Source organism: Hydrogenophaga intermedia, assembly GCF_000723405.1.
Classification (GTDB): Bacteria; Pseudomonadota; Gammaproteobacteria; order Burkholderiales; family Burkholderiaceae_C; genus Hydrogenophaga; species Hydrogenophaga intermedia.
In genome coordinates, this window is record NZ_CCAE010000021.1 from 60,220 (window position 1) to 80,165 (window position 19,946).

16 protein-coding genes are annotated in these 19,946 nt (G+C 66.9%); 9 read left to right on the top strand and 7 right to left on the bottom strand.

What is annotated here, in order from left to right; genetic code table 11:
- Positions 1-25 precede the first annotated feature (25 nt).
- The 5 genes from BN948_RS27285 to BN948_RS13615 form a co-directional block, all read right to left on the bottom strand.
- Positions 26-2,341, bottom strand: a complete 2,316-nt coding sequence (locus BN948_RS27285; RefSeq protein ID WP_009518470.1) for a 5'-nucleotidase C-terminal domain-containing protein — start codon at positions 2,339-2,341, stop codon at positions 26-28.
- 26 nt (positions 2,342-2,367) lie between these two features.
- The gene (locus tag BN948_RS13600; protein ID WP_009518471.1) at positions 2,368-5,520 is read right to left on the bottom strand and encodes an ExeM/NucH family extracellular endonuclease; all 3,153 of its coding nucleotides are present in this window, start codon (positions 5,518-5,520) and stop codon (positions 2,368-2,370) included.
- A gap of 186 nt (positions 5,521-5,706) precedes the next feature.
- Positions 5,707-6,033: a hypothetical protein gene (locus tag BN948_RS13605; RefSeq protein WP_009518472.1), complete on the bottom strand. Its 327-nt coding sequence runs from the start codon at positions 6,031-6,033 to the stop codon at positions 5,707-5,709.
- A 191-nt stretch (positions 6,034-6,224) separates the two neighbouring features.
- Entirely contained in the window at positions 6,225-6,803 is a 579-nt protein-coding gene (locus BN948_RS13610; protein WP_009516155.1) for a PEP-CTERM sorting domain-containing protein, read from the bottom strand.
- 27 nt (positions 6,804-6,830) lie between these two features.
- A complete protein-coding gene (locus BN948_RS13615; protein ID WP_009516153.1) occupies positions 6,831-8,378 on the bottom strand; it encodes a PhoX family protein in 1,548 nt (515 codons plus the stop codon).
- 218 nt (positions 8,379-8,596) lie between these two features.
- On the opposite strand from BN948_RS13615, the gene BN948_RS13620 reads away from it, so the two are divergent.
- The 5 genes from BN948_RS13620 (at position 8,597) to BN948_RS13640 (ending at position 11,834) form a co-directional block, all read left to right on the top strand.
- Positions 8,597-9,349 (top strand): tyrosine-protein phosphatase, encoded by a 753-nt coding sequence (locus tag BN948_RS13620; protein WP_009516151.1) that lies wholly within the window; start codon positions 8,597-8,599, stop codon positions 9,347-9,349.
- A gap of 91 nt (positions 9,350-9,440) precedes the next feature.
- Positions 9,441-10,736, top strand: coding sequence for an AsmA-like C-terminal region-containing protein (locus tag BN948_RS13625; protein ID WP_009516150.1), 1,296 nt, complete (start codon positions 9,441-9,443; stop codon positions 10,734-10,736).
- 33 nt (positions 10,737-10,769) lie between these two features.
- On the top strand, positions 10,770-11,210 hold the full coding sequence (locus BN948_RS13630) for a VOC family protein (RefSeq protein WP_009516148.1): 441 nt from the start codon (positions 10,770-10,772) through the stop codon (positions 11,208-11,210).
- A gap of 101 nt (positions 11,211-11,311) precedes the next feature.
- Positions 11,312-11,578, top strand: a complete 267-nt coding sequence (locus BN948_RS13635; RefSeq protein ID WP_009516146.1) for a BrnT family toxin — start codon at positions 11,312-11,314, stop codon at positions 11,576-11,578.
- The gene (locus BN948_RS13640) at positions 11,571-11,834 is read left to right on the top strand and encodes a BrnA antitoxin family protein (protein WP_009516144.1); all 264 of its coding nucleotides are present in this window, start codon (positions 11,571-11,573) and stop codon (positions 11,832-11,834) included. Before BN948_RS13635 ends, BN948_RS13640 begins: the two co-directional genes overlap by 8 nt.
- A gap of 152 nt (positions 11,835-11,986) precedes the next feature.
- Here BN948_RS13640 and BN948_RS13645 read toward each other — a convergent pair whose 3' ends face one another.
- A complete protein-coding gene (locus BN948_RS13645; RefSeq protein WP_009516142.1) occupies positions 11,987-12,967 on the bottom strand; it encodes a LysR family transcriptional regulator in 981 nt (326 codons plus the stop codon).
- A gap of 81 nt (positions 12,968-13,048) precedes the next feature.
- Between BN948_RS13645 and BN948_RS13650 the strand changes: the two genes are divergently transcribed.
- From BN948_RS13650 to BN948_RS25705, 4 genes are all read left to right on the top strand, one after another.
- Complete coding sequence (locus BN948_RS13650; protein ID WP_009516140.1) at positions 13,049-14,740, top strand: UGSC family (seleno)protein; 1,692 nt, start codon at positions 13,049-13,051, stop codon at positions 14,738-14,740.
- Positions 14,741-15,254: 514 nt separating this feature from the next.
- Positions 15,255-16,427, top strand: a complete 1,173-nt coding sequence (gene iteA / locus BN948_RS13655) for an anti-phage ATPase IteA (RefSeq protein ID WP_035622097.1) — start codon at positions 15,255-15,257, stop codon at positions 16,425-16,427.
- Positions 16,384-18,690: a S8 family anti-phage peptidase IteS gene (iteS, locus tag BN948_RS13660; RefSeq protein ID WP_009516137.1), complete on the top strand. Its 2,307-nt coding sequence runs from the start codon at positions 16,384-16,386 to the stop codon at positions 18,688-18,690. The genes iteA and iteS overlap by 44 nt, the downstream gene beginning before the upstream one ends.
- Positions 18,691-18,770: 80 nt before the next feature.
- The gene (locus BN948_RS25705) at positions 18,771-19,568 is read left to right on the top strand and encodes an abortive infection family protein (RefSeq protein WP_009516135.1); all 798 of its coding nucleotides are present in this window, start codon (positions 18,771-18,773) and stop codon (positions 19,566-19,568) included.
- Between the two features lie 169 nt (positions 19,569-19,737).
- Here BN948_RS25705 and BN948_RS13670 read toward each other — a convergent pair.
- Positions 19,738-19,946, bottom strand: a 209-nt coding sequence (locus BN948_RS13670) for a helix-turn-helix domain-containing protein (RefSeq protein ID WP_035622100.1), incomplete at its 5' end; no start/stop codon positions are given.

The following is a 19,946-nucleotide window of genomic DNA, read 5'->3' on the forward strand; positions in this document are numbered from 1 at the left end:
ATGAGGAGGAAACAGGAGAAGGGAATCAGGGCGCGGGCGTGGCGACGAGGTCGCGGCCGGGAGCGATCTGCGCGGCGGTCAGGCCCTTGAGCGTGATCAGGGGCCGCGCCACGGCGGGGCCGGCGCTGCCGTCGTTGTCGACGAGCACCTGCACGCCACCGATCACGTCGGCGAACCGCACATGGCCGCTGGCCACGCCATTGCTGCCCGTCACGCCCAGGCTGACCAGCAGCGGGTTGAGGTCGAGCTTGTCTTCGTATGGTGTGAAGTCGGTGATGGTGTCGCCCGCGTCGCGCACGCTGGTGTAGCGGAACACGTCGCCACCGGCGCCGCCGGTGAGGGTGTCGGCACCGGCACCGCCGGTGATCACGTCGTCGCCGGCCGTGCCGACCAGGGTGTCGCGCGCGCCGGTGCCGTTGATGGCGATGCCCGGTGTGGCCTGCGCCACCGCCAGGTCGATGAGGCGGCCATGGCGGTCGAAGGCGTTCTCGGCGCCGTACAGGTTGGCGGTGATCTCATCGCCGTCGGCGGCGTTGTCACGCTGCAGACCGCCCTGGGCCTTGGGCGCCTTGATGAAGTTGGCGAAGGCTTCCTGGTAGCTCACCGTGCTCACCGCGTTCTCGAACACCACGTTGTTGGCCGCGAAGGGGTAGCCGTCGCCGCCGTTGGCGGTGAAGTCGATGGTGGCGAAGGAGAAGGTGCGCGGCGATACAACGGCGCCGTTGTCCACCAGCACGGTGCCGTCGTCCAGCACGATGCGGCGGATGCGCTGGCCGGTGCCCAGGGTGGTGCGCGCGGCTTGCGTGGTGTCGTAGGTCACCTGCATGCCCGAGATCTGGGCGAAGCGGCCCTGCGGCGAGCCGGTGGGCGTGGAGGCGGCCACCGAGTGCTCCATCAGGTCCTTGAGCTGGGTGGCGTTCATCACCGGCGCGCGCTTGACCAGGTTGGTGAAGGGCAGCACGTTGAAGGTGTCGCCGGTGGTGACATTGCCGGGGCCGCCGATGTTGGTGCGGATGCCGCCGCCGTTCTGGATGGCGACGTCGGCATTGCCCTGGAAGCGCATGGCGTCGGCCACCAGGTTGCCGAGGTTGATGTCGGCGTTGCGCACGCCTTCGACGTACTGGCAGGGAGCGGCCGGGCAGGCGGCGTGCGTGGGACCGTTGAGCTGCACGCCGGTGGTGCCGAGCACCTGCGCGTTCAGCGCAGCGATGTAGCCCAGCACGGGGGTGACCACCTGCGCGTTGATGGTGGCATCACCCGTGACGCGGTCGGCGTCGGCGGCGGCGCCGCTGACGCGAATCATCTTCGAGCCGATGAGGCCCGCCACGCGGCCGGTGCTGTCGTTCACGTCGAGCTGCACCTCGCCCACGTAGCGGTTGCCGAAGTGGCCGGTGACCAGGCGCACGGTCTGGCCGTCGGCGTCCAGCACCTCGACCGGGTGCGTGGTGAAACTGGCCGCGACGCCGCCGTTGATGAGCAGGTCGTCCGGGTCGGTCATGAGCTCGTGACCGCCGCCGGAGATGACCAGGTCCACGCCGCGCAGGCCGGGAATCATCACGGTGCGCTCGTTCTGCGCGTTCTGCAGGTGGCTCATCACCACCACCACGCCCACGCCCTGGTTGTTGCGCAGGTCGTCGATCTCGGCCTGCACCAGGGGCAACAGGGCCTGCAGGTTCTGCAGCTCGCTGTTGGCGGCGCTCCAGTTCTTCATGAGGCCGGCCGGCGGGGAGGAGATGCTGGGCAGCAGCGGCGTGGTGACGCCGATGACGCCGACTTTCTTGCCACCCGCGGTGGTGAACACCTTGGAGGCCGAAACCTTGCCCTGTGCCTCCAGAGCGGCGAGCTCGGGCGTGGCGGAGAAGTCGAGGTTGACGGAGAGGTAGGTGGTGCCCGAGACCTCGGCGAAGCGCGCGGCCACGGGGCCGGTGTTGTCCAGGTCGAACTCGTGGTTGCCGAAGGTGGTGGCGTCCACGCCGATGAGGCGGATGGCGATGGCGTCGTAGAAGTCCTGGCCACCGTCGGGGTGCGCGTTGGTGAGGTTGACGAAGCTGGCCGTCAGGCGCGGGCCGGGCAGGAAGGAGTCACCGGCGTTGAGGGTGAGCACGGTTCCCGGGGCGGCGGCCTTGCGGTTGGCGACGACCGTGGCGAGGCGGTCCACGCCACCGTAGAAGGAGATGGCCTGGCCGGCGTCGTCGCGCAGGTTGCCCTGCGCGGAGATGAGCCAGGACTCCTGGTCGCCCAGGTGCAGGATGGTCAGGGTCTCGGCCTGCACGGCGCTCAGGCTGCCGGCGAGCATGAGCGACGCGGCGAGCGCGCCCAGGCGGTGGTTGAAGGTCTTCATGGAATGCTCCGTTGGATGGATGGTGTTCAAAGGCCTGCGTCGCGGGCGGGCTGGAACTGCGCGGCGGTCATGCCTTGCAGCACCACCAGCGGGCGGGCCACGCCGCTGCCGGTGCTGCCGTCGCTGTCGATCTGCACGCTCAGGCCGGCGGGCGTGTCCACCAGACGCACCACGCCCTGGGCGATGGCGGTGGTGGGGTCAGCGTCGAGGGAGGTCAGCAGGGCCGACAGGTCGAGGCGATCGGTGCCCGGCGCGAAGTCGGTGATGGTGTCGATGCCATCGCGCAGGCTGGCGTAGACAAACTCGTCCGAGCCGGCGCCTCCGGTCAGCGTGTCGGCCCCCGTGCCGCCGGTGATGCGGTCGTCGCCCGCCGTGCCGACCAGGGTGTCGCGGTTGCCGCCGCCGTTGATGGCTTTCATCAGCGACAGGCCCAGCACCACGGGGTCGTGGTCCGAGGAGCGGTAGACCGTGGAGCTGTAGTAGTCCGGGCCGCAGGTCGCGCAGGCGGGCTGCTTGAACTCCAGGTTGTAGTCGATGATGGAAGGCTCGTCGGCGTTGATCGCCCACAGCGCGGCGCCCGTGACCTTGGTGCTCAGAGAGGCCGTGGTGAGCGCGTGGTCGAGGTAGCCAGACTCACCGTCGAAGACGTAAGAGTGGCCGAACTCGTTGAAGCGCGCGATCTGATCGACCAGGCCCGCGTTGGTGAGCGCGAGGATCGGGTCTTCCTTGCCGTAGGCGTTGAGGTCGCCGACCACGGCCACGTCCCCGGTGGTGGCCTGGAGCTGTCCGATGAACTGCATCAGCGCCTGCGCCTGCTGCACGCGCGAGGCGTTGTAGCAGCCCTGGCCGTCACCCGCGTCGACGTTGCCGCCGCTCGGTGCCGGGTCGCAGTTCTTCGACTTGAAGTGGTTCACGATCACCGCGAAGCGCTCGCCGTTGGGCAGCGCAAAGCTTTGCGCGATGGGCGGGCGGTTGTGCACGGGGTTGCTGTCGGCGAGCGATCCACCCACCAGCGCCACGCGCGCCGGCTTGTAGATGATGGCCTGGCGGATCGCGTCGGTGCCGGAGCCCGTGGGCGGCAGGGCCGCGGCGGCCCAGGTGCCGGCACCGGCGGCCGCGTTGAGGCGGTTCACCAGGTCCTGCGTGGCGCCGTTGCCGTTGTTCTCGATCTCGATCAGGCCGACCACATCGGCGCCCAGGCCGTTGATGGCGGGAATGATCTTGTCGCGCTGGCGGGTCAGCTCGGCGGCGCTGTCGGCGCCGCGGCAGTCGCTGCGCGTGCCGCTGGGGAAGCAGGACGCGCCGCTCTGGTCGATGGTGCTGAAGTAGTTCAGCACGTTGAAGCTGGCCACGCGCACGTTGCCACCCACGGCTGGCGGGTTGACCGGGCGCGCATTGCTGCGCACGAAGTTCACCGGCTCCGTCGGGTGGATGCGGTAGTCGCTGAGGCCGTCGGTGTTGTTGGTGGCCAGGCCGTAGTCGATGATGCCGGTCACGCCATCGGGCAGCGTGTCGCCCGCGCGCAGGGTGTTGTTGGCGCCGATGTAGGGCGTGGGGTCGGGGTTCTGCAGCGAGCTGCCGTCGTCCAGCAGGATGCGGCGGCGCGCGTTGTCGTCGGCCATGGCCAGGGCCTCGGCTGAGTTCGCGGGGTGGCGGTTGGTGGGCTTTTCCAGGCGGCCCTCGGCGGACAGCGTGACCTGGCCGTAGCGGCCCTGGAAGTAGTTCTGCGAAGCGGTGAGCGGCGAGGCGATGTGCACCAGCATGCCTTCGTAGCGCTCGAGTTCACCCTCTTCGATTTCGGGCAGCGTGATGACGAGCGGCGCGACGCTGTTGCCCGTGCTGATGAGCGTGGCGCTGCTGTTGACGATCTCGGTGACGGGGCGGGCCACGGCCTGCGCGCCCGAGCCCACGGCGAACTCGTCCACGGTGCCGGTCACGCGCAGCTCGTTGCCCACGGCCACCACGCCACCCGGCGTGCTGCTGGTGAAGACGAAGATGCCGTCGGAGGTGGTGGGGTCGCCATCGCCCACCGGGTCTTGCAGGAAGTAGCCGTTGCTGTTGATGCGCGTGACCACGCCGCGCGTGGTAACCTGCTGGCCATCGCGCGGGCTGGTGGCGCCGTTGCCCTGGATCTGCGGGATGGTGATGAGGCCGCTGACGGTGAGCGAGACCGTGCAGTTGGCGGTCTGCAGTTCGTTGTTGCTGAAGTTGACCTGCACCGGGTAGGTGCCGGCGGGCACCGTACTGGCCACGGTGATGGTGGCGCTGGCGCTGCCGCCGTCCAGCGTGGCGGGGGTGAAGGACGAGAGCGAGACACCGGCCTGCACCGCGCCCAGCGTGGCGCCGTTGACCACGCTGTCGCTGTCGCTGGCGGAGACGTTGAAGCTGCCGCCGGTGCCCGTGTCGAACGCGGCGTTGGCGGGGCAACTCGTGGCGATGGGCGCGTTCACGGTGCCGCCGATGGGCGTGCCGGCGACGTCGATGTCGTCGACGCCGACCCACTCGTCGTTGCCCGAGGCGTTGGTGGTGAGGATGCGCACCTGCACGTGGGCCTGGTTGTCCACGGCCGCAGGCAGCCCCACGTCCACCGGCGTGGTCTGCGTGGCCGAGCCCGCGGTGGTGGCGTCGGCCACGAAGCCGGCGGGCACGTTGATGAAGTTGCCCGAGTTGCCGATGCGGTACTGCAGCGCCACGGCCTGCACGGCGTTGTCGGCGGAGCTGTCCAGGTCGCGCAGCAGGTAGCTCACACGCACGCTCTGCCAGCCGCGCGTGTCCAGGTGCAGCACGATGTGGGGTGCGTGCTGCGCGTTGGAGCCGGCCAGGGCCACCACGGGGTTGGTGAGCGCGAACTCGGCCACGCCACCGGTCTGGTAGCTCACCGGGTTGGTCTGGTTCACGGTGACGTTGGGCGTGGTGGCGGGGGCCAGCACGGTCTGCGGGTCAACGCCGCCGGTGGTGGGGCCGGCCACCACGTAGCCGACGATGCCCGGCACGCCGGACCAGTTGTTGTTGGCGCTCAGCTGGGCGGCGTTGCTCCAGTCCTGCGCGAACGGCAGGGCCTGGGGCACGTCGGTGGCGAAGGCGGTGAAGGCAGCGCTCGCGCACAAGGCCAGGCAGGCGCGCGCGATGAGGGATTGGGGCAGGCGCGCAAGGGCCGCGGGCGGACGCAGGAGGTTCATGGGATTCCGGTGGAGGTCTCCGGGCGCCCGGGACAGGCGCCTCCTCAGAGCCGCCGTGAATCATGGTGGCCGAGGATCACGGCAATTCTTCACACACTGTTGCGCGCACTGGTCCGAAAAGACCATTGCGATCACCGCAAGGTCACGGCAGGGAACCTGAAGGAACCATCTCACTCGTCGGGAGCATCAACCCATGTGGCTGTCGCCCGCGCCCAGCGCCCCGAACATGGAGTCGATCGTGCTGTCGATGCGCTGGCGTTCGTGGTCGGACAGGCCGCGCGCCTGCAGGCTGGCCGCGGACTGGATGTGCTCGATGCGCTGCAGTTGCGTCAGCGCGTGCGACAGGGTGTCGAGGCGGATGCTGTGCTGCTCGAGGAAGAGCGCCACCTCGGCGTGCTGGAGAAAGCCTTCCAGCGTGATCTGCGACGAGCCGTAGCGGCAGCGCAGGTGGTTCAGTGCGCGCACCAGGTTGTCCTGGGCGCTGACGGGTATCGGCGTGGCGCGATCCGACATGGCGGTGCGGCTCCTCCTGTTGGAAGCCGACACCGTAAGCGTGCTGTATTTCGCGGAAATGTCAGCGCGGCGGGAGCCTTTGCAGGCGCCCGCCGCGCAGTAGCGCCCCCACGCTCCGCCGCTGCGCGGGTCGCTGCCCCCCGAGGGGGCTGATCCGCCTTGGGGCGGCCCGGCGGCGGATCGCAGGAAGTTCAGGCCGCCAGGCGCTGGCGGCGGCGCGCCACGGCGCCGAGCACGCCCAGGCCGGCCAGCAGCATGGCGATGGACTCGGGCTCGGGCACGGCGGTGACGGAGATGTTGAGCACGTCGCCGGCGGACAGGCCGGTGAGGCCCCAGTTCAGCCGGCCACCGGCCACGGCCAGCGGATCACCGATCTCGACGTCGAGGAACTCGGGCGAGCCCAGGTCGACGTTGGCGTGCGCGCCGTTGAAGTCGATGTCGGTGATGAGGGAGCCGTCGAACTGGCGCGTGACCGTGCCGCTGTAGAGGAACTCGCCACCGCTGATGGAGAAGTTGAAGCCGGTGATGCCGTCACCGGTGAAGTTGCGCAGCAGCGCGTTGAAGGACAGCGCGGCGGTGTCGGCGGCGCCGATCACGTAGCTCAGCGTGGTGGTGCCCAGCGACTGGAAGTCCAGGTCGAAGGAGATCAGGCCGTCGGTGCTGTAGTCGGTGACGAGGCCGTCGCCGTTGACCACGCTCTGGAAGGTGGCGGCTTGCGCGCCGGCCATGAGGCCGAGGGCGGCCACGAGGGAGACGAAGAGTTTTTTCATGGAAGTGCTTTCAATGGGAAGGGTGAATCACAGGTGGCCTTTGTCCCACGGGCCGGTGATGGCCAGCGTGATGCCGGGGGTGTAGAGGTTCACGAACAGCACGCGGCCATCGGGGCTGAACACGCTGCCGGCCCACTCGGTGTTGCGGCGGTCGCCGGAGGCGGAGTTCTTGCCCACGGCCTGGATCTGCGCCGTGCTGAAGTTGAAGTTGTGGCGCGCGAAGGTGTAGGTGCCGCCTTCGGGCGTCAGCACCTTCAGGTCCTGCGCGGGAATGGGCGCGCTGGTGGGCGAGCCGTCGCCACCGTCTTCGTTCATCAGCAGGCCGCCACGCGGGCTCACGCAGATGTTGTCGGGGGAGTTGCCGACCACGCGGTCGCGGCCCACGAAGATGGCCTTGAGCGTCATGGTCGCCAGGTCGAGCGCCCACACCACGCCGCTGCGCGCCGGCAGCGAAGAGGTGGCACTGCTGGTGGCCTTGTCGGTGAAGAACACCGTGCCGTTGGCGACCCAGCAGCCTTCGTTGGCGCCGAAGATCGCGCCGCCGTTGGCGTAGGCGCCGCGGAACGGGCCGCTGCCGGTGACGGTGCCGACGGTGGTGCTGATGGACGCGCGGTCGGCGTCCGGATCGGCGATGGGCACCCACTCCACCTGGAACTCCTGGCACAGCGTGGGGAAGCGCAGGTCGGCACCCGGCACGCCGCGCACGGCCAGGCCTTCCAGCAGGCCACCGGCGTGCAGCGAGCCCAGGCCGCCGTTGACGTTGTTCGGACGGAAGCGGTACAGGGTGTTGGCGTTGCCCGCGTCTTCGGTCAGGTACCAGTAGCCGGTCTGCGGGTCGATGGCGCTGGCCTCGTGCGCCATGCGGCCCATGGCGATGATGGGCGTCGGGTCGGCGGCGTTGAGGCTGGTGTCGGCCGGCACCTCGAACACGTAGCCGTGCTTCTTGTTGCCGTCGGTGCTGATGCTGTTGCTGCCGATTTCCTCGTTGCTCATCCAGCTGCCCCAGGTGGACGCACCACCGGCGCAGGGGCGGTAGATGCCGCCGAGGGAGGCGTAGCTGGCGACCCAGTTGCCGTCGCGCCAGACCAGGTTGGTGTTGCCACCGATCTGGTAGCTGCCGCCGGTGGTGCCGGTGTCGTACTTGGCCACGTTGCTGTTGCCCGCGCCCAGGATGTTGGCGGCGCTGGAGCTGGTGGAGCGCTCGTGGTTGCGCACCAGGATGATTTCCTGGCTGCGGCCCACGCGGCGCGAGACCACCACACCCATGCCGTCGTGCGCGTTCGGCGTGATGAGGCCGTCGCTCATCACGTCGCCGGCCCAGCCGTAGCTCTTGTAGGTGAAGCCGGCGGGCAGTTGCACCAGCGGCAGGCCGGTGGTGAGGTCGTTCACCGGAGCGACCGGGCCGTAGGGGCTCTCGGTCAGCGCGGAGGCGTCGGCGGGCGAGCAGCGCTCGGCGTAGTTCTGGTCCACCGTGGCGGCGTACGCAGCCATGGGGCCGCTGAACGCGGCGGCCACGGCGGCACCGCCGCCCATCAGCACCTGGCGGCGCGAGAGATCGTGGGACTGTTCGGACATGGGGAAGGGCTCCTTCTGGTTGGGGGAAAGCGCCCCGAAGGATGCGTGGCGAGGATGAATGGTCAGTGACCCGGTTCGCCGCAAACGGCCTGCCCTTTGTGAATCGCTGCTACAAAAAATGGTGCGATCGGACCATTGACGCGCTGTCGCGTTCGCGCAGATAAAAAGTCTTGTGCGTCGCATAATGGGCGTCGAACCCCGACACCCCCTGCCCCGCCATGGCCCTTGACCGTTCCGACATTTCCATTGCCCTGCACGGCGCCTCCAACTTCCGCGACCTGGGCGGCCTGAGCGGCGACGCCGGACGGCGCGTGCGGCGCGCGCGGGTCTACCGATCCGACCACCTGGGGCGCCTGACAGATGACGACCTGCAGCGCCTGAACACGCTGGGCGTGACGCACTGCGTGGACCTGCGCGGCGCGCACGAATGCCAGGCCCTCCCCAACCGCCTGCCGGGCATCACCATCGAGCACCTGAGCATCGACCCCACCGTGCTGCGCCGTGTGCGCGAGCGCCAGAAGCAGGGCCAGGCGCTGGGCCGCGCCGAGGCCGTGGCGCTGATGCAGGAGACCTACGAGGACTTCGTGCGCCTGCGTGGGCCGGTGTTCGGCCAACTGCTGGCGCGCATCGCGGGGCGCGAGGCGCCGCTGGTGTTCCACTGCACCGCCGGCAAGGACCGCACCGGCATGGCCGCCGCGCTGCTGCTGGGCGCACTGGGCGTGCACCGCGACGACGTGATGACCGACTACCTGCTCACCAACCACCTGTACCGGCGCGACACGCGCGTGGAAGAGCCCGCGCCGCCCGAGGTGCTGGAGGTGCTGTGGCAGGTGCAGCCCGAGTTCCTGCACACGGCCTGGCGCTGCATCGACGAGGAGTTCGGCGGCATCGACGCGTACCTGGCTGGGCCGGTGGGGCTGGACGCGGCGGCGCGGGAGCGCTTGCGCGAGCGCCTGCTGGCACAGGACTGAAGCGCTGCCGCGCCCACCACCGGACGCGGCCACCGCCTACAGACGGCGCCGGCCAGACGGCGCACCATGCGGGGAGGAGCCAAGCACCCGCATGAGGACACGCGCCCGCCGCTGGACAGCCATCGTCACCGCCGCCCTGCTGGTGCTGTGGGCCGGCGCGTGGCTGGCGCTGCGCGCCTTCATGCCCAGCGACGACGAACTCGCGCGTCGGCTGGAAGCCCTGTTCGAAGCGCGCACCGGCCAGGCGCTCGTGATCGGCCAACTGCACTGGCGCCTGCTGGGCACGCCCGTGGTGGAGGTGATGGACGCGCACACGCGCCAGGACGAGCCGATCCGCGTGCGCCGCATCGCCCTGCACCCCCAACTGCTGCCCCTGCTGCGCCGACAACTCGTGATTGACCGCCTGGAGGTGGCGGGCGCGCAGGTGCCGCGCGATGCGCTGCGCGCCCTGCGCGGCAGCGCGCCGGTTGACGACGGAAACGTCGTGCTGCGCCGGCTGGTGTTCACCGACCTCACCTACACCTCCTACGCGGGCATTCCGGTTGCTTACAGCGGCGAGATCCGGTTCGACGACGACCGCCTGCCGCGCCGCGTGCAGATCCACCGCCCAGGGGTGGAGCCGCCCGTGGCGCTGGACGCCACGCGCGATGGCCGGACCGACAACGGGGCACACATCTACCGCCTGGAACTGCAGGCCGCTGGCGGCACGGCAAGCGGCCAGGCGCAACTGATCACCACGGACGACGGCCACCTGCGGCTCACCGGCCAACTCGCGCCGCGCCAGGTGGAGGTGCAGACGCTGCTCGACGCCTTCCACCGCCGCTCGTTCATCAGCGGCCGGGCCTCGGGCACCACCGAGCTGCGCGCGGAAGGCGAGACCTGGGGAGCGCTGGCGCGCTCGCTGCACACACGCAGCGAACTCACGGTGGACGGCGGGAAGATCCTGCGCATCGACGTGGACAAGGCCGTGAAGTCCCTGGGCGACGACCGCGCCGGCGAGACGCCGCTGGACAGCCTGTCGGGCGTGGTGGAAACACAGAACACCGAACACGGCATGAAGACCGAGTTCAGCGACGTGAAAGCCGTGGCCGGCAGCTACAGCGCCACGGGCCATGCCACGATCTACCGCAAGCGCCTGGCGGCGCAAGGCCGGCTGGACATCGCGGGTGGCGCGGTGGGCGTGCCGTTCGCGGCCAGCGGACCCACGCGCCAGCCGGAATTCAAAATCGCCAAGGGCACCATCGCTGGTGCGGCCATCGGCACCGTGCTGCTGCCGGGCATCGGCACCGCCATCGGCGCCCAGATCGGCGGTGCCATCAGCGGGCCGCCGGACATCGAGAAAGACAAAGAGAAAGAACCGTCGCAGCCCAGGCGGCCCCCGCGGTGAGAACGCGAAGAACAAACGCGAAGGAGACAACGCATGACACTGAAACGACTGGACAACATCCTCATCGTGGTTGACGACCTGGAGGCCGTGAAGACCTTCTTCCTCGACCTCGGGCTTGAACTGGAGGGCGAGACGGTCGTCGAAGGCCCCTCGGTCGATCGCCTCATCGGCCTGCAGAACGTGCGCGCCACGCTGGTGTTCCTGCGCACGCCAGATGGCCATGGCCGCATCGAGCTGGACAAGTACCACACACCCGACGCCGTGAGGTCCGGCCCCGTGGACACGCCGGTGAACGCCTTCGGCATCCGCCGCATCATGTTCGCCGTCGACGACCTCGACGCGGTTGTTGCGCGCCTGCTGGCCCGCGGTGCGGCGCTGGTGGGCGAGGTGGTGCGGTTCGGGGAGTCGCACAAGCTGGCCTACGTGCGCGGACCCGAGGGGATCATCGTGGCGCTGGCGGAGCAGATCGGTTGAGGCGCCCGTTGTGAACGCCTGTTCAGACGCCGAAGGCCTGAACTCGACCGTACAGTCGTTGACGTGGACGTCTATATGCATAATATATGCATCCTTCGGCCATGCGATTCGAGTTCGACCCGGACAAGGCCAAGGCCAACCTTCACAAACACAAGATCAGCTTTTCTCATGCTGAGCAAGCGCTTCGTGACCCCTTTGCGCTGACCATCGAGGACCCGGACTCCGAGGGCGAAGCAAGGTTTGTCACGCTGGGCATGGATTCCCTCGGCAGGGTACTGGTCGTCGTTCACACGCCGCGCGGGTACGCCACCCGCCTGATATCGGCACGCAAGGCCAGCAAAGGCGAATCGGAGCAATACGGTGCGTAAGGAATACGACTTCTCTCGGGCCAAGCGGGGCGCCGTGATCCCATCCCCTGGCAAGACGCGCATCACGATCATGCTGGACGACGATCTGATCGAGCTTTTCCGCGCGAAGGCCGAGGCACAAGGCATGGGCTACCAGACCCTCATCAACGCGGCGCTGCGCGACGCGGTCGCGCCGAAGCCGGCCAGGAAAGCCGAGGACAAACCCCTGACCGTTGCCGTTCTGCGCAAAGTCCTGCGCGAAGAGTTGCACCACTAGCCGAAGCGCTGGCCCGAACCGGCTGCAGGCCATGGAACGCCTTGTCTATCGCGTTGCGCGGGGCCCTGGTCAGCGAACTCAAGGCCATTGCCGACGACGACAGCGTGCGCTACGTGGTGCTGACCGGCGTGGGCGGCGCCTTCTACGCGGGATCAGGCCGGTTGTTTGCGAGCACGACTGCGGCGGCGTACTTCGCGCGGCGATGCTGCCTGGCCCATCACAGCGGCCAAATGCGCCGAGACGCGCTCGCGCAACCATTGATGGCCCGCCTCCTTGTCGTCCTTGCGGTGCCAGACGACATGGATCTCGAACCGCTGGAAGTCGAACGGCGGCTCAACACAGCGCAGCCCATGCACGTGAGCCAGCTCACGCGCGACATAGGCCGGCAGCGTCGCCACCGCGCGTCCCTGCTTCAGGATCGACGGAACCACCGAGAAGTGGGGCGTGGAGTGAGCGACATAGCGGTTCACCCGCAGTGACGACAAGGTCTCGTCAAGCACGCCGCGCAACCCACCGCCAAACGACACGATGACGTGAGGCAGCTCCAGGTAGGCCTTCCGGGAAAGTTTCCTGGACAGGTCTACGTGCGCCGGGTCCACCAGGCACAGCAGGCCAGCGCTGGCGACGTGCTGGCTGCACAGCCATTTGGGAAGGTCCTTCACGACGCCGATCGCCAGGTCGACCTCGTCGCGCTCGAGCAGGATCGGGTTGACCAGGAAATCCGTTCGGCAAACGACATGGCGTGAGCCGTCCTGTGTGGACAGTGCCGAGCGAGCAAGCCAAGGCGAGAGGATGACGTCGATGTCGTCGGAACAGCCGACGCGAAACGTGCGGCGCGAGTGGGCGGGATCGAACGAGCCGGCCCCTTGCAGCCCGAGGCGGATCTGTTCGAGCGTCGGTCCGACCGTTCGCATGAACTCGGTGGCGCGCGCCGTGGGCTGGAATTCGGTTCCGACGCGAACGAACAGGGGGTCATCGAGCTCCGCGCGAAGCCGTCTCAGCGCCATGCTGACCGCAGGCCCGCCGATGCCCAGCCGGTCGGCTGCGCGCGTCGCACTGCGCTCGTGCATCAGTGCCGAGAAGATCCACAGCAGATTCAGGTCGAAGCGACGCAGTTCATTTTCATTGAACATGGAAGTTTCCCAAATCATCTTGATTGATCAGCGCACGGATCCTACGCTGATGTCCATCGAACGCACGCCCCTGGAGACACCATGCCTGACCACTACGCTGCCCTATCGCCCCTCGGCCCTCGCATCGTGCGCCAGATCGATCCGGCGAATCGGCTCACCAGCCTGCAAGGCAAAACGATCGGCTTCCTGTGGAACGGTCTGTTCCGTGGCGAAGAGATCTTTCCCATGGTGGCGCAATTGCTGGATCAGCGGCATGCCGACATCCGATGGCTCGACTTCAGCGCGTTCGGGCTGACCTTCGGCGGAGATGAAATCGAGGTGCTCGCCCGCCTCCCGGCGAGGCTGAAGGAACTGGGCGTCGATGCGGTGATTGCGGGCGTCGGTTGCTGTGGCGCGTGCACGCCGGCCGTCATGCGCGCTGCCAGCGTCGCCGAGGACGCCGGGGTGCCTGCCGTATCGCTCGTGTGCGACGGCTTTACCGGACAGGCTCGGGCCGTGTCAGGCGGGCTCGGTATCGCCAAGCTTGCGATCGCCCGGATCGTCGGACACGTCGATGAGCAGAGCGTTGAAGAACTGCGCGCCAGCCTCGAAGCGGTCACGCTGGATGAAGTCGTGCGGGGACTGACGCAAGCGCCCGGGGACGCGCAGAGGCTGGCGGAACTTGAATCCGGAGTCGTCATCGCTCAAGGCACGTTCGATGAGATCAACCGGTTCTTCCTTGAGCACCGCCTGAGCGACGGACTGCCGATCGTTCCGCCTACCCAGAGCAAGGTCGACGAGTTCCTGCGCTTCAGCCCAGATCCGCCTGAGAGGATCATCGGCCCGATGAAGCCGTCGGGTTCGGCTGCGACGGTATTCAACGTCGCCGTCAACGGCGTCATGGCCAACTGCCGGCCCGAGTACATGCCGATCCTGATCGCCATCGCCGAAGCGCTCTGCGATCCGGCGTACGGCGTCGAGCACAGCGGCGACACCACCGGCGGCGAGGCACTGGTGATCCTCAGCGGCGAGATCGCCCAACGCCTGGGCTTCGCTGTCGCTGGTGGCGTGCTGCGCGACGGGGTGCAGGCGAACACCAGCACGGGGCGCTTCGTGCGCCTGCTTCTGCGCAACGTGGCACGGTCCCTGCCCGGCGAGGCCGACAGGAGCACCTTCGGCAACACCTGGCGCGTGGTGCTCGCCGAGCACGAGGACGCGGCTCGCTCGCTGGGCTGGCCGCTGTTCTCGGAAGATCGCGGGCACGCGCCCGGCGCCAACCTGATCACCGTGGCCCGCTTCACCGCTGGCGGTGTCGTCGGTTCCATCTATGGCAAGGACCCGACGCAGATCGTGGCCTACCTTGCCGATGGACTGGTGCGGCAGATGAGCTGGGAATCGGTCTACACCGTCGGGTTCGCGCGCGGCACCTACCGGCCACTGATCGTGCTCAGCCCGATGGTGGCGCGAACGCTGAAGCGTGCGGGTGTCGACAAGGCCCGCCTGCGACAGATGCTCTACGAACAGGCACGCATGACGGCGCGAAAGATGGAGGACTACATCGGCCCCTGGACCAACCTGGTGCCGGGCCGACCGAGCCTTGCGCAATTGGTGGACGCGGGCAAGGCGGCGCCCTTGTTCGCCGAAAGCAGCAATCCCGATCGCCGCGTGCCGATCGTCGAGCGGCCGGAGGACATCCTGATCGTGATGAGCGGCGATCCGCTGCGCTCCAATGCCTACGTGTTCGGCAGCAATGGGCCGCATGGGTTTCCGACGACTGCGGTTGTTCGGGCGTGAACGGCTCTATTGCGCCGGCTGCAGCGTGGAACGACGTTCGACGCATGAGTTCAGCCGACTGCATCCCTGCGAAGCCGAAGACCGGGCTCCGGAGGGCGTCTCAAGGCTGAACTGAGTCACATGCCACCCACGGCGTGAACGACACCTGCGACCGTCACCAGTCACTCGCGGGCTGGCGCAGTCTACGACCGTTTTAGGTCTCACGCCGTGGGTTCGGCGTACAGCGCCCACGGCCCGGTGGCGACGGGACCGGGCTTGCCCTGCGCGACCTGAAACAGCCGCCCCCGTTGCTAACGCTGAAATGCCTGGAAAACAGACATCGCGTGAGCATTGGAACCAATGTGTGTCAACCTCGTTTGACGTATGAATGCCCCGGCGCGGGCAGGGGGACAAGATCGCACCATTGATCAGGTAGCCAGCGGAACGATCGAAGCGAAAATTGGAACAACCAGGAAGATAATTGAAACGAAGCAGCCTTAGACTGCGACAATCACCCGAAAATCCGGATCAGCTCGTGGACCACTTGTCGGAAGTTCTTAAGATTCTCGATGGCGCACTTCGTGCCAACGCAAGCATGGCCTCGAACTACGCTGGCCTTCTTGCGGACAAGCTGGAGCTGTCTGGCGATCGACAACAAGCGCGACAGATCCGTGAACGCCTCGCGCGCGCGCCTGTGGGGCTGGCGACGGCCCAGGACGGTGCTAGGGGGATCAGTCTGGACAATCTGCCTGTGGATGGCGAGAGTCGGTTGCACACCGTCGACGTCAGCCAGCCGACGGCGGACGCCGTTCCGCTGGTGCTGCCCAGCGCAATCGAGATGCGGGTGCGCGAGTTCCTCGAAAGCGTTCGCCACCACGATGCCCTGTCCCAGGCAGGCGCGTCGTTGGCCAACAGACTGCTGGTTCACGGCCCACCAGGCACCGGGAAGACTCAACTGGCTCGCTGGCTGGCTGCCCAACTTGCGGTCCCCCTTCTCACCGTGCGTTGCGACACGCTGGTCAGCAGCCTGCTCGGCCAGACCAGTCGCAACTTGCGCCGCGTCTTCGAGTACGCGGAACAGCGGCCGTGCGTGCTATTTCTAGACGAGTTCGACGCCCTCGGCTCGGCTCGAGGAAACGAGCGAGACGTGGGCGAGCTGCAGCGGGTAGTCATAGCGCTGCTCCAAAATATCGACGCGATGCCCGACAGCACGGTTCTGCTGGCATCGACCAATCACGATCAACTGCTCGACCCGGCCGTCTGGCGACGCTTCAGCTTCCGAATCCCCATGCCGATGCCGGATGCAGTCATGAGGGAACTACTTTGGTCACAGTTCCTGGGTTCGTACGCACCGAAGGATCTTCGCATGGCGACACTCGTGGGTCGCTCCGAAAGTGTGAGCGGGGCGGTGATAGAGCAGGTATCACTGGATGCCAAGCGCAGCGCGGTCCTGGCGGGGCTGCCGCATGTCGATGAAGATGAACTGTTCAGGCGGCTTGGTCTGGCCATGGCACTGATGGAGAGCGTGCCGCTGAGCACGCGCGAAGCAGAGATCAATTGGTTGCGTCGTTGGGACCAAAAAATCTTCTCGCTACGGACGCTGGCCAAGCTCTACAAAATCTCGTTGCGCCACGTCACCAACATAACGCAAGAAGGGAGTGCAGATGGCAACAAGGAAGACGGGAAGCCGCTCATCGAACCAGAGTGAACAGCATCTCCAACCCGACACGCGGAACCCGTTTCAGCACGTCCCGTTTGCCGAGCGGGACCTCCGAGGCGTTGAGCCGGGGGGAAGCGCTCCAAAGGTCTTCGTCGAGGTTGATGCCAACTACCGCGAGGCACTCGCAGGCACTCTCGACGCCGCCGTTCAGGAGCTAGAGGCCGAACTTGTCGCCTTCCCGCATTCGCTCGGACCATTGGTTGTCCGTCTTCGCGAAGACGGCATTGCAAAGTCTCATCGGCCGCTGAAGCTTGTGGACGAAACCGGTCTTGTACCTGCGGGGCACGAGCGGGTGGAGGAGATGCTCGTCGGCGCGCACCGCGCCAGCATTGCGGCGCTCCGCAGCGTCATTCTGGAAAGGGACATCCAGGCCATTCGGGCGAACTTGAGCGTCATCCGACGCATCGACCCATGGTCACGCGCCAGGCGCAACCCGGAGGGCACGCATGCTTTGCGCGAACGGGATAGCGCCCTACTCCGGCTCTTCCGCTACGGGAACGATGCCGCGAACGCGCAACTGTTCGAGTCGATCAAGACCCTGATGAGCCAACTCGGGCTCAAGCACCGCTTCTTTCGTCAGGGTCGGCATGGGTGGTTCTACCTCTGTCTCTCTGGACTTTCGGACATCGCCGAAGAGAAGTTCGACGTGCTGCTCGGGTTCCCCGGCGTCCGACGTTTGATGCCAGAGCCCCTGTATCACCAGACCGCAACGGCGGGAGAGCCGGCGCAAACCGCGCCGCGTTCCTTGCCGTTGCCAACAACAGCAGGACTCCCGACCGTCGCGGTGTTCGACACGGGCGTAGCTCCAACGGCGTCCGACCTACAACCTTGGCTAGTCGGCTCAGAGACCTTCGTCCTGCCGCCGGAGACCGACCATCAGCACGGCACGATGGTGGCCTCCCTGGTCGCCGGCGCCCACGCACTCAACGCCAGCCATGAGGACCTGCCCGACGTGGGTTCCCTGGTCTACAACGTGTGCGGTTTGGAGTCAGTCGCAGGCGGCGGACGCATCGGCGATCTGACGACAAGGCTCGAGGAGGCACTGAAGCGTAGGCCGGACATACGTGTGTGGAATCTTTCGCTCGGGATGCGCGTTCCATGCAACGAACAGACGTTCAGCGAGTTCGCACAGACACTTGACCGGCTGAGCGATCAGTACAACGTCTTGTTTGTCGTAGCCGCAGGCAACTACCTGGACGAACCACGCCGTACCTGGCCCGGTTCGCCAGGTCTGCTGGACCGCGTCTCGAGCCCTGGTGAGTCCGTGCGCGCGCTGACCGTGGGATCGGTATGTCACCTTTCCGACCCGTCAGCACTGAATACGGCCGGGGAGCCGGCGGCGTATAGCCGGCGTGGACCCGGGCCCGTCTTCACGCCCAAACCAGACATCGTCCACATCGGCGGCGGGGTACATCAGCCATGGAACGCGGGAGGCTCCAGCGTCGCAGTGCTGTCCGCCGGCAATACGACGGTACGGGGCTTCGGCACCAGTTTCGCCGCGCCGGTCGCTGCCAGCATGGCCGCGCACGCTTGGCAGGCAATGGAAGGTCAGCCAGGGTTGACGCCGAGCCCGTCGCTGGTCAAGGCAGTGATGATCCACGCCGCGCAGCTTTCATCTCCCGCTTACTCTCCCGTTGAACGGCGCTACTACGGCACGGGTCTGCCAAAGGACGTCATCGCCGGCTTGTACGACCGCCCAGACAGCTTCACCCTTGTGTTCGAGGCCCGTCTCGTACCGGGAATGCGATGGCGAAAGGCCCCGTATCCCATACCGACCGGCTTGTTGCGCGATGGAAGGTTAGCCTGCGAGGTGATCATCACCGCGGCCTACTCGCCGCCTGTGGACCCCGACGCCGGAGCCGAATACGTGCGTGCGAACGTCGAGCTCAGCTTCGGGACGTTGGACGGCGACAAAATCGCGAGCAAGGTGCCCATGAAGGGCGAAGACGGGGCTGACGGTTATGAGGCGATGCAGGTGGAGCACGGCGGCAAATGGGCGCCCGTGAAAATCCATCGGAAGCGCTTCTCCCAGGGGATCGGCGGGGGCGATTGGGCGCTGCAGGCCAGAATGTTCATGCGTGCATTTGAGCCGGCGGTTGCGGAGGGCCTTCAGGTTCACATCATCTGTACGTTGCGAGCACTCGACGGCAACCCGGACGTTCATGCACAAGGCTTGCAGGCATTGGCCGCCACCAACTGGATCCGGCAGGACCTGCCTCTCCGTGTGCCGGTCCGCTCGGGGGCGCAGTAGTTCAATGGGCCGCGACGACCCCGGTGCGGTCCTCAAAGAGCGCATCAACTTTTCGAATCAGATCAGGGAAAGTGGGTGCGATGATTCGCTTTCATGAAGGGTCCGGCTCTAGTGAGATTGAGCTATTGGACGCGGCCTTCACGCAGGCCGAGTGGACCAAGCTACGCGCTGCCGCGGTCGGGCTCCTCGAACGCCGCGGCCACTTTTCGGCAAGCGAATTTCTGTCCCAGCATCCCTTCAGCCTCTGCCACGGGACCAATGGCTTTGGTGACGACTTCTGCGTGCTCTACATGCAGGCCGAGATGGACAAGTACGTCGAACTCGCGGAGATGGCCGACGACTTGCAAATGCGCCATAACGCCAAGCGTGCTGCTGAAGCTGTCGGGGAAGTGAGCGGCCAATATGTGCGTTTCGTCGCCATGGACCTTCTGCAAGCCACCGGACCCGCAGCCGTGGCGCCGCCTGTGCTCGAGATCACCTCCGACACCGTTGACCGCGCGCTCCGGGACGCCGAGCGCCTGCTCGCGACCGAGGGCGCGACCAGCGGTGTGGACCGGATCCATACCGCGTTCCATGGCTACCTGCGCGCACTTGTGTCGAGCGCCAATCTCGGTCACTCGGACACAGCCGGGGTGACGGAGCTGTTCCGCCTGATCCGTGCACAGCATCCGTCGTTTGCTGTAAATGCGGCTCACCAAGCCGAGATCGACAAGATCCTCCGAGCCCTCGCGAACGTTGTCGACACGTTGAATCCGCTGCGCAATCAAGGCAGCGTGGCCCACCCCAACGCCGATCTCCTGGCGGAGCCAGAGGCGATGCTATTCATCAACAGCGTTCGATGTCTGCTTCACTACATGAACGCGAAGACGAAGATGTAGACAGATGTCCAGGCGATTGGACATCGAACAATACTGAGGCAACGACCAAAGCGAGCGACCGCTTGGTAACTGTCAGCGTAAGTTGAGCCCACACGGTCGACTGACTGCACCCGCTGCAAATAAGACATCCAGAGCGGATCGATAGCAGCCGGTCTGAACGAGCCCCACCCTATTTGCTCAGCAGCGCTTCGATTGACACATCGAGCGCCACCGCAAACCTCGCCAGCGTGTGAATCGACGGGTTGCGCGCCTGGCGTTCGATGTGCGCAATGACGGCCCTGCTGACACCTGATTGCTGAGCCAACCCGTCCTGGCTCAGCATCAGCCGCTTCCTTGCCGCCACGAGGTTCTGTGCAACCACCGCCTCGATGAAGACCT

Excerpts from the sequence above, each read along its gene's own strand:
- BN948_RS27285 (WP_009518470.1), bottom strand. The coding sequence starts at position 2,341 with ATGAAGACCTTCAACCACCGCCTGGGCGCGCTCGCCGCGTCGCTCATG.
- BN948_RS13600 (WP_009518471.1), bottom strand. The coding sequence starts at position 5,520 with ATGAACCTCCTGCGTCCGCCCGCGGCCCTTGCGCGCCTGCCCCAATCC.
- BN948_RS13605 (WP_009518472.1), bottom strand. The coding sequence starts at position 6,033 with ATGTCGGATCGCGCCACGCCGATACCCGTCAGCGCCCAGGACAACCTG.
- BN948_RS13610 (WP_009516155.1), bottom strand. The coding sequence starts at position 6,803 with ATGAAAAAACTCTTCGTCTCCCTCGTGGCCGCCCTCGGCCTCATGGCC.
- BN948_RS13615 (WP_009516153.1), bottom strand. The coding sequence starts at position 8,378 with ATGTCCGAACAGTCCCACGATCTCTCGCGCCGCCAGGTGCTGATGGGC.
- BN948_RS13620 (WP_009516151.1), top strand. The coding sequence starts at position 8,597 with ATGGCCCTTGACCGTTCCGACATTTCCATTGCCCTGCACGGCGCCTCC.
- BN948_RS13625 (WP_009516150.1), top strand. The coding sequence starts at position 9,441 with ATGAGGACACGCGCCCGCCGCTGGACAGCCATCGTCACCGCCGCCCTG.
- BN948_RS13630 (WP_009516148.1), top strand. The coding sequence starts at position 10,770 with ATGACACTGAAACGACTGGACAACATCCTCATCGTGGTTGACGACCTG.
- BN948_RS13635 (WP_009516146.1), top strand. The coding sequence starts at position 11,312 with ATGCGATTCGAGTTCGACCCGGACAAGGCCAAGGCCAACCTTCACAAA.
- BN948_RS13645 (WP_009516142.1), bottom strand. The coding sequence starts at position 12,967 with ATGTTCAATGAAAATGAACTGCGTCGCTTCGACCTGAATCTGCTGTGG.
- BN948_RS13650 (WP_009516140.1), top strand. The coding sequence starts at position 13,049 with ATGCCTGACCACTACGCTGCCCTATCGCCCCTCGGCCCTCGCATCGTG.
- iteS (WP_009516137.1), top strand. The coding sequence starts at position 16,384 with ATGGCAACAAGGAAGACGGGAAGCCGCTCATCGAACCAGAGTGAACAG.
- BN948_RS25705 (WP_009516135.1), top strand. The coding sequence starts at position 18,771 with ATGATTCGCTTTCATGAAGGGTCCGGCTCTAGTGAGATTGAGCTATTG.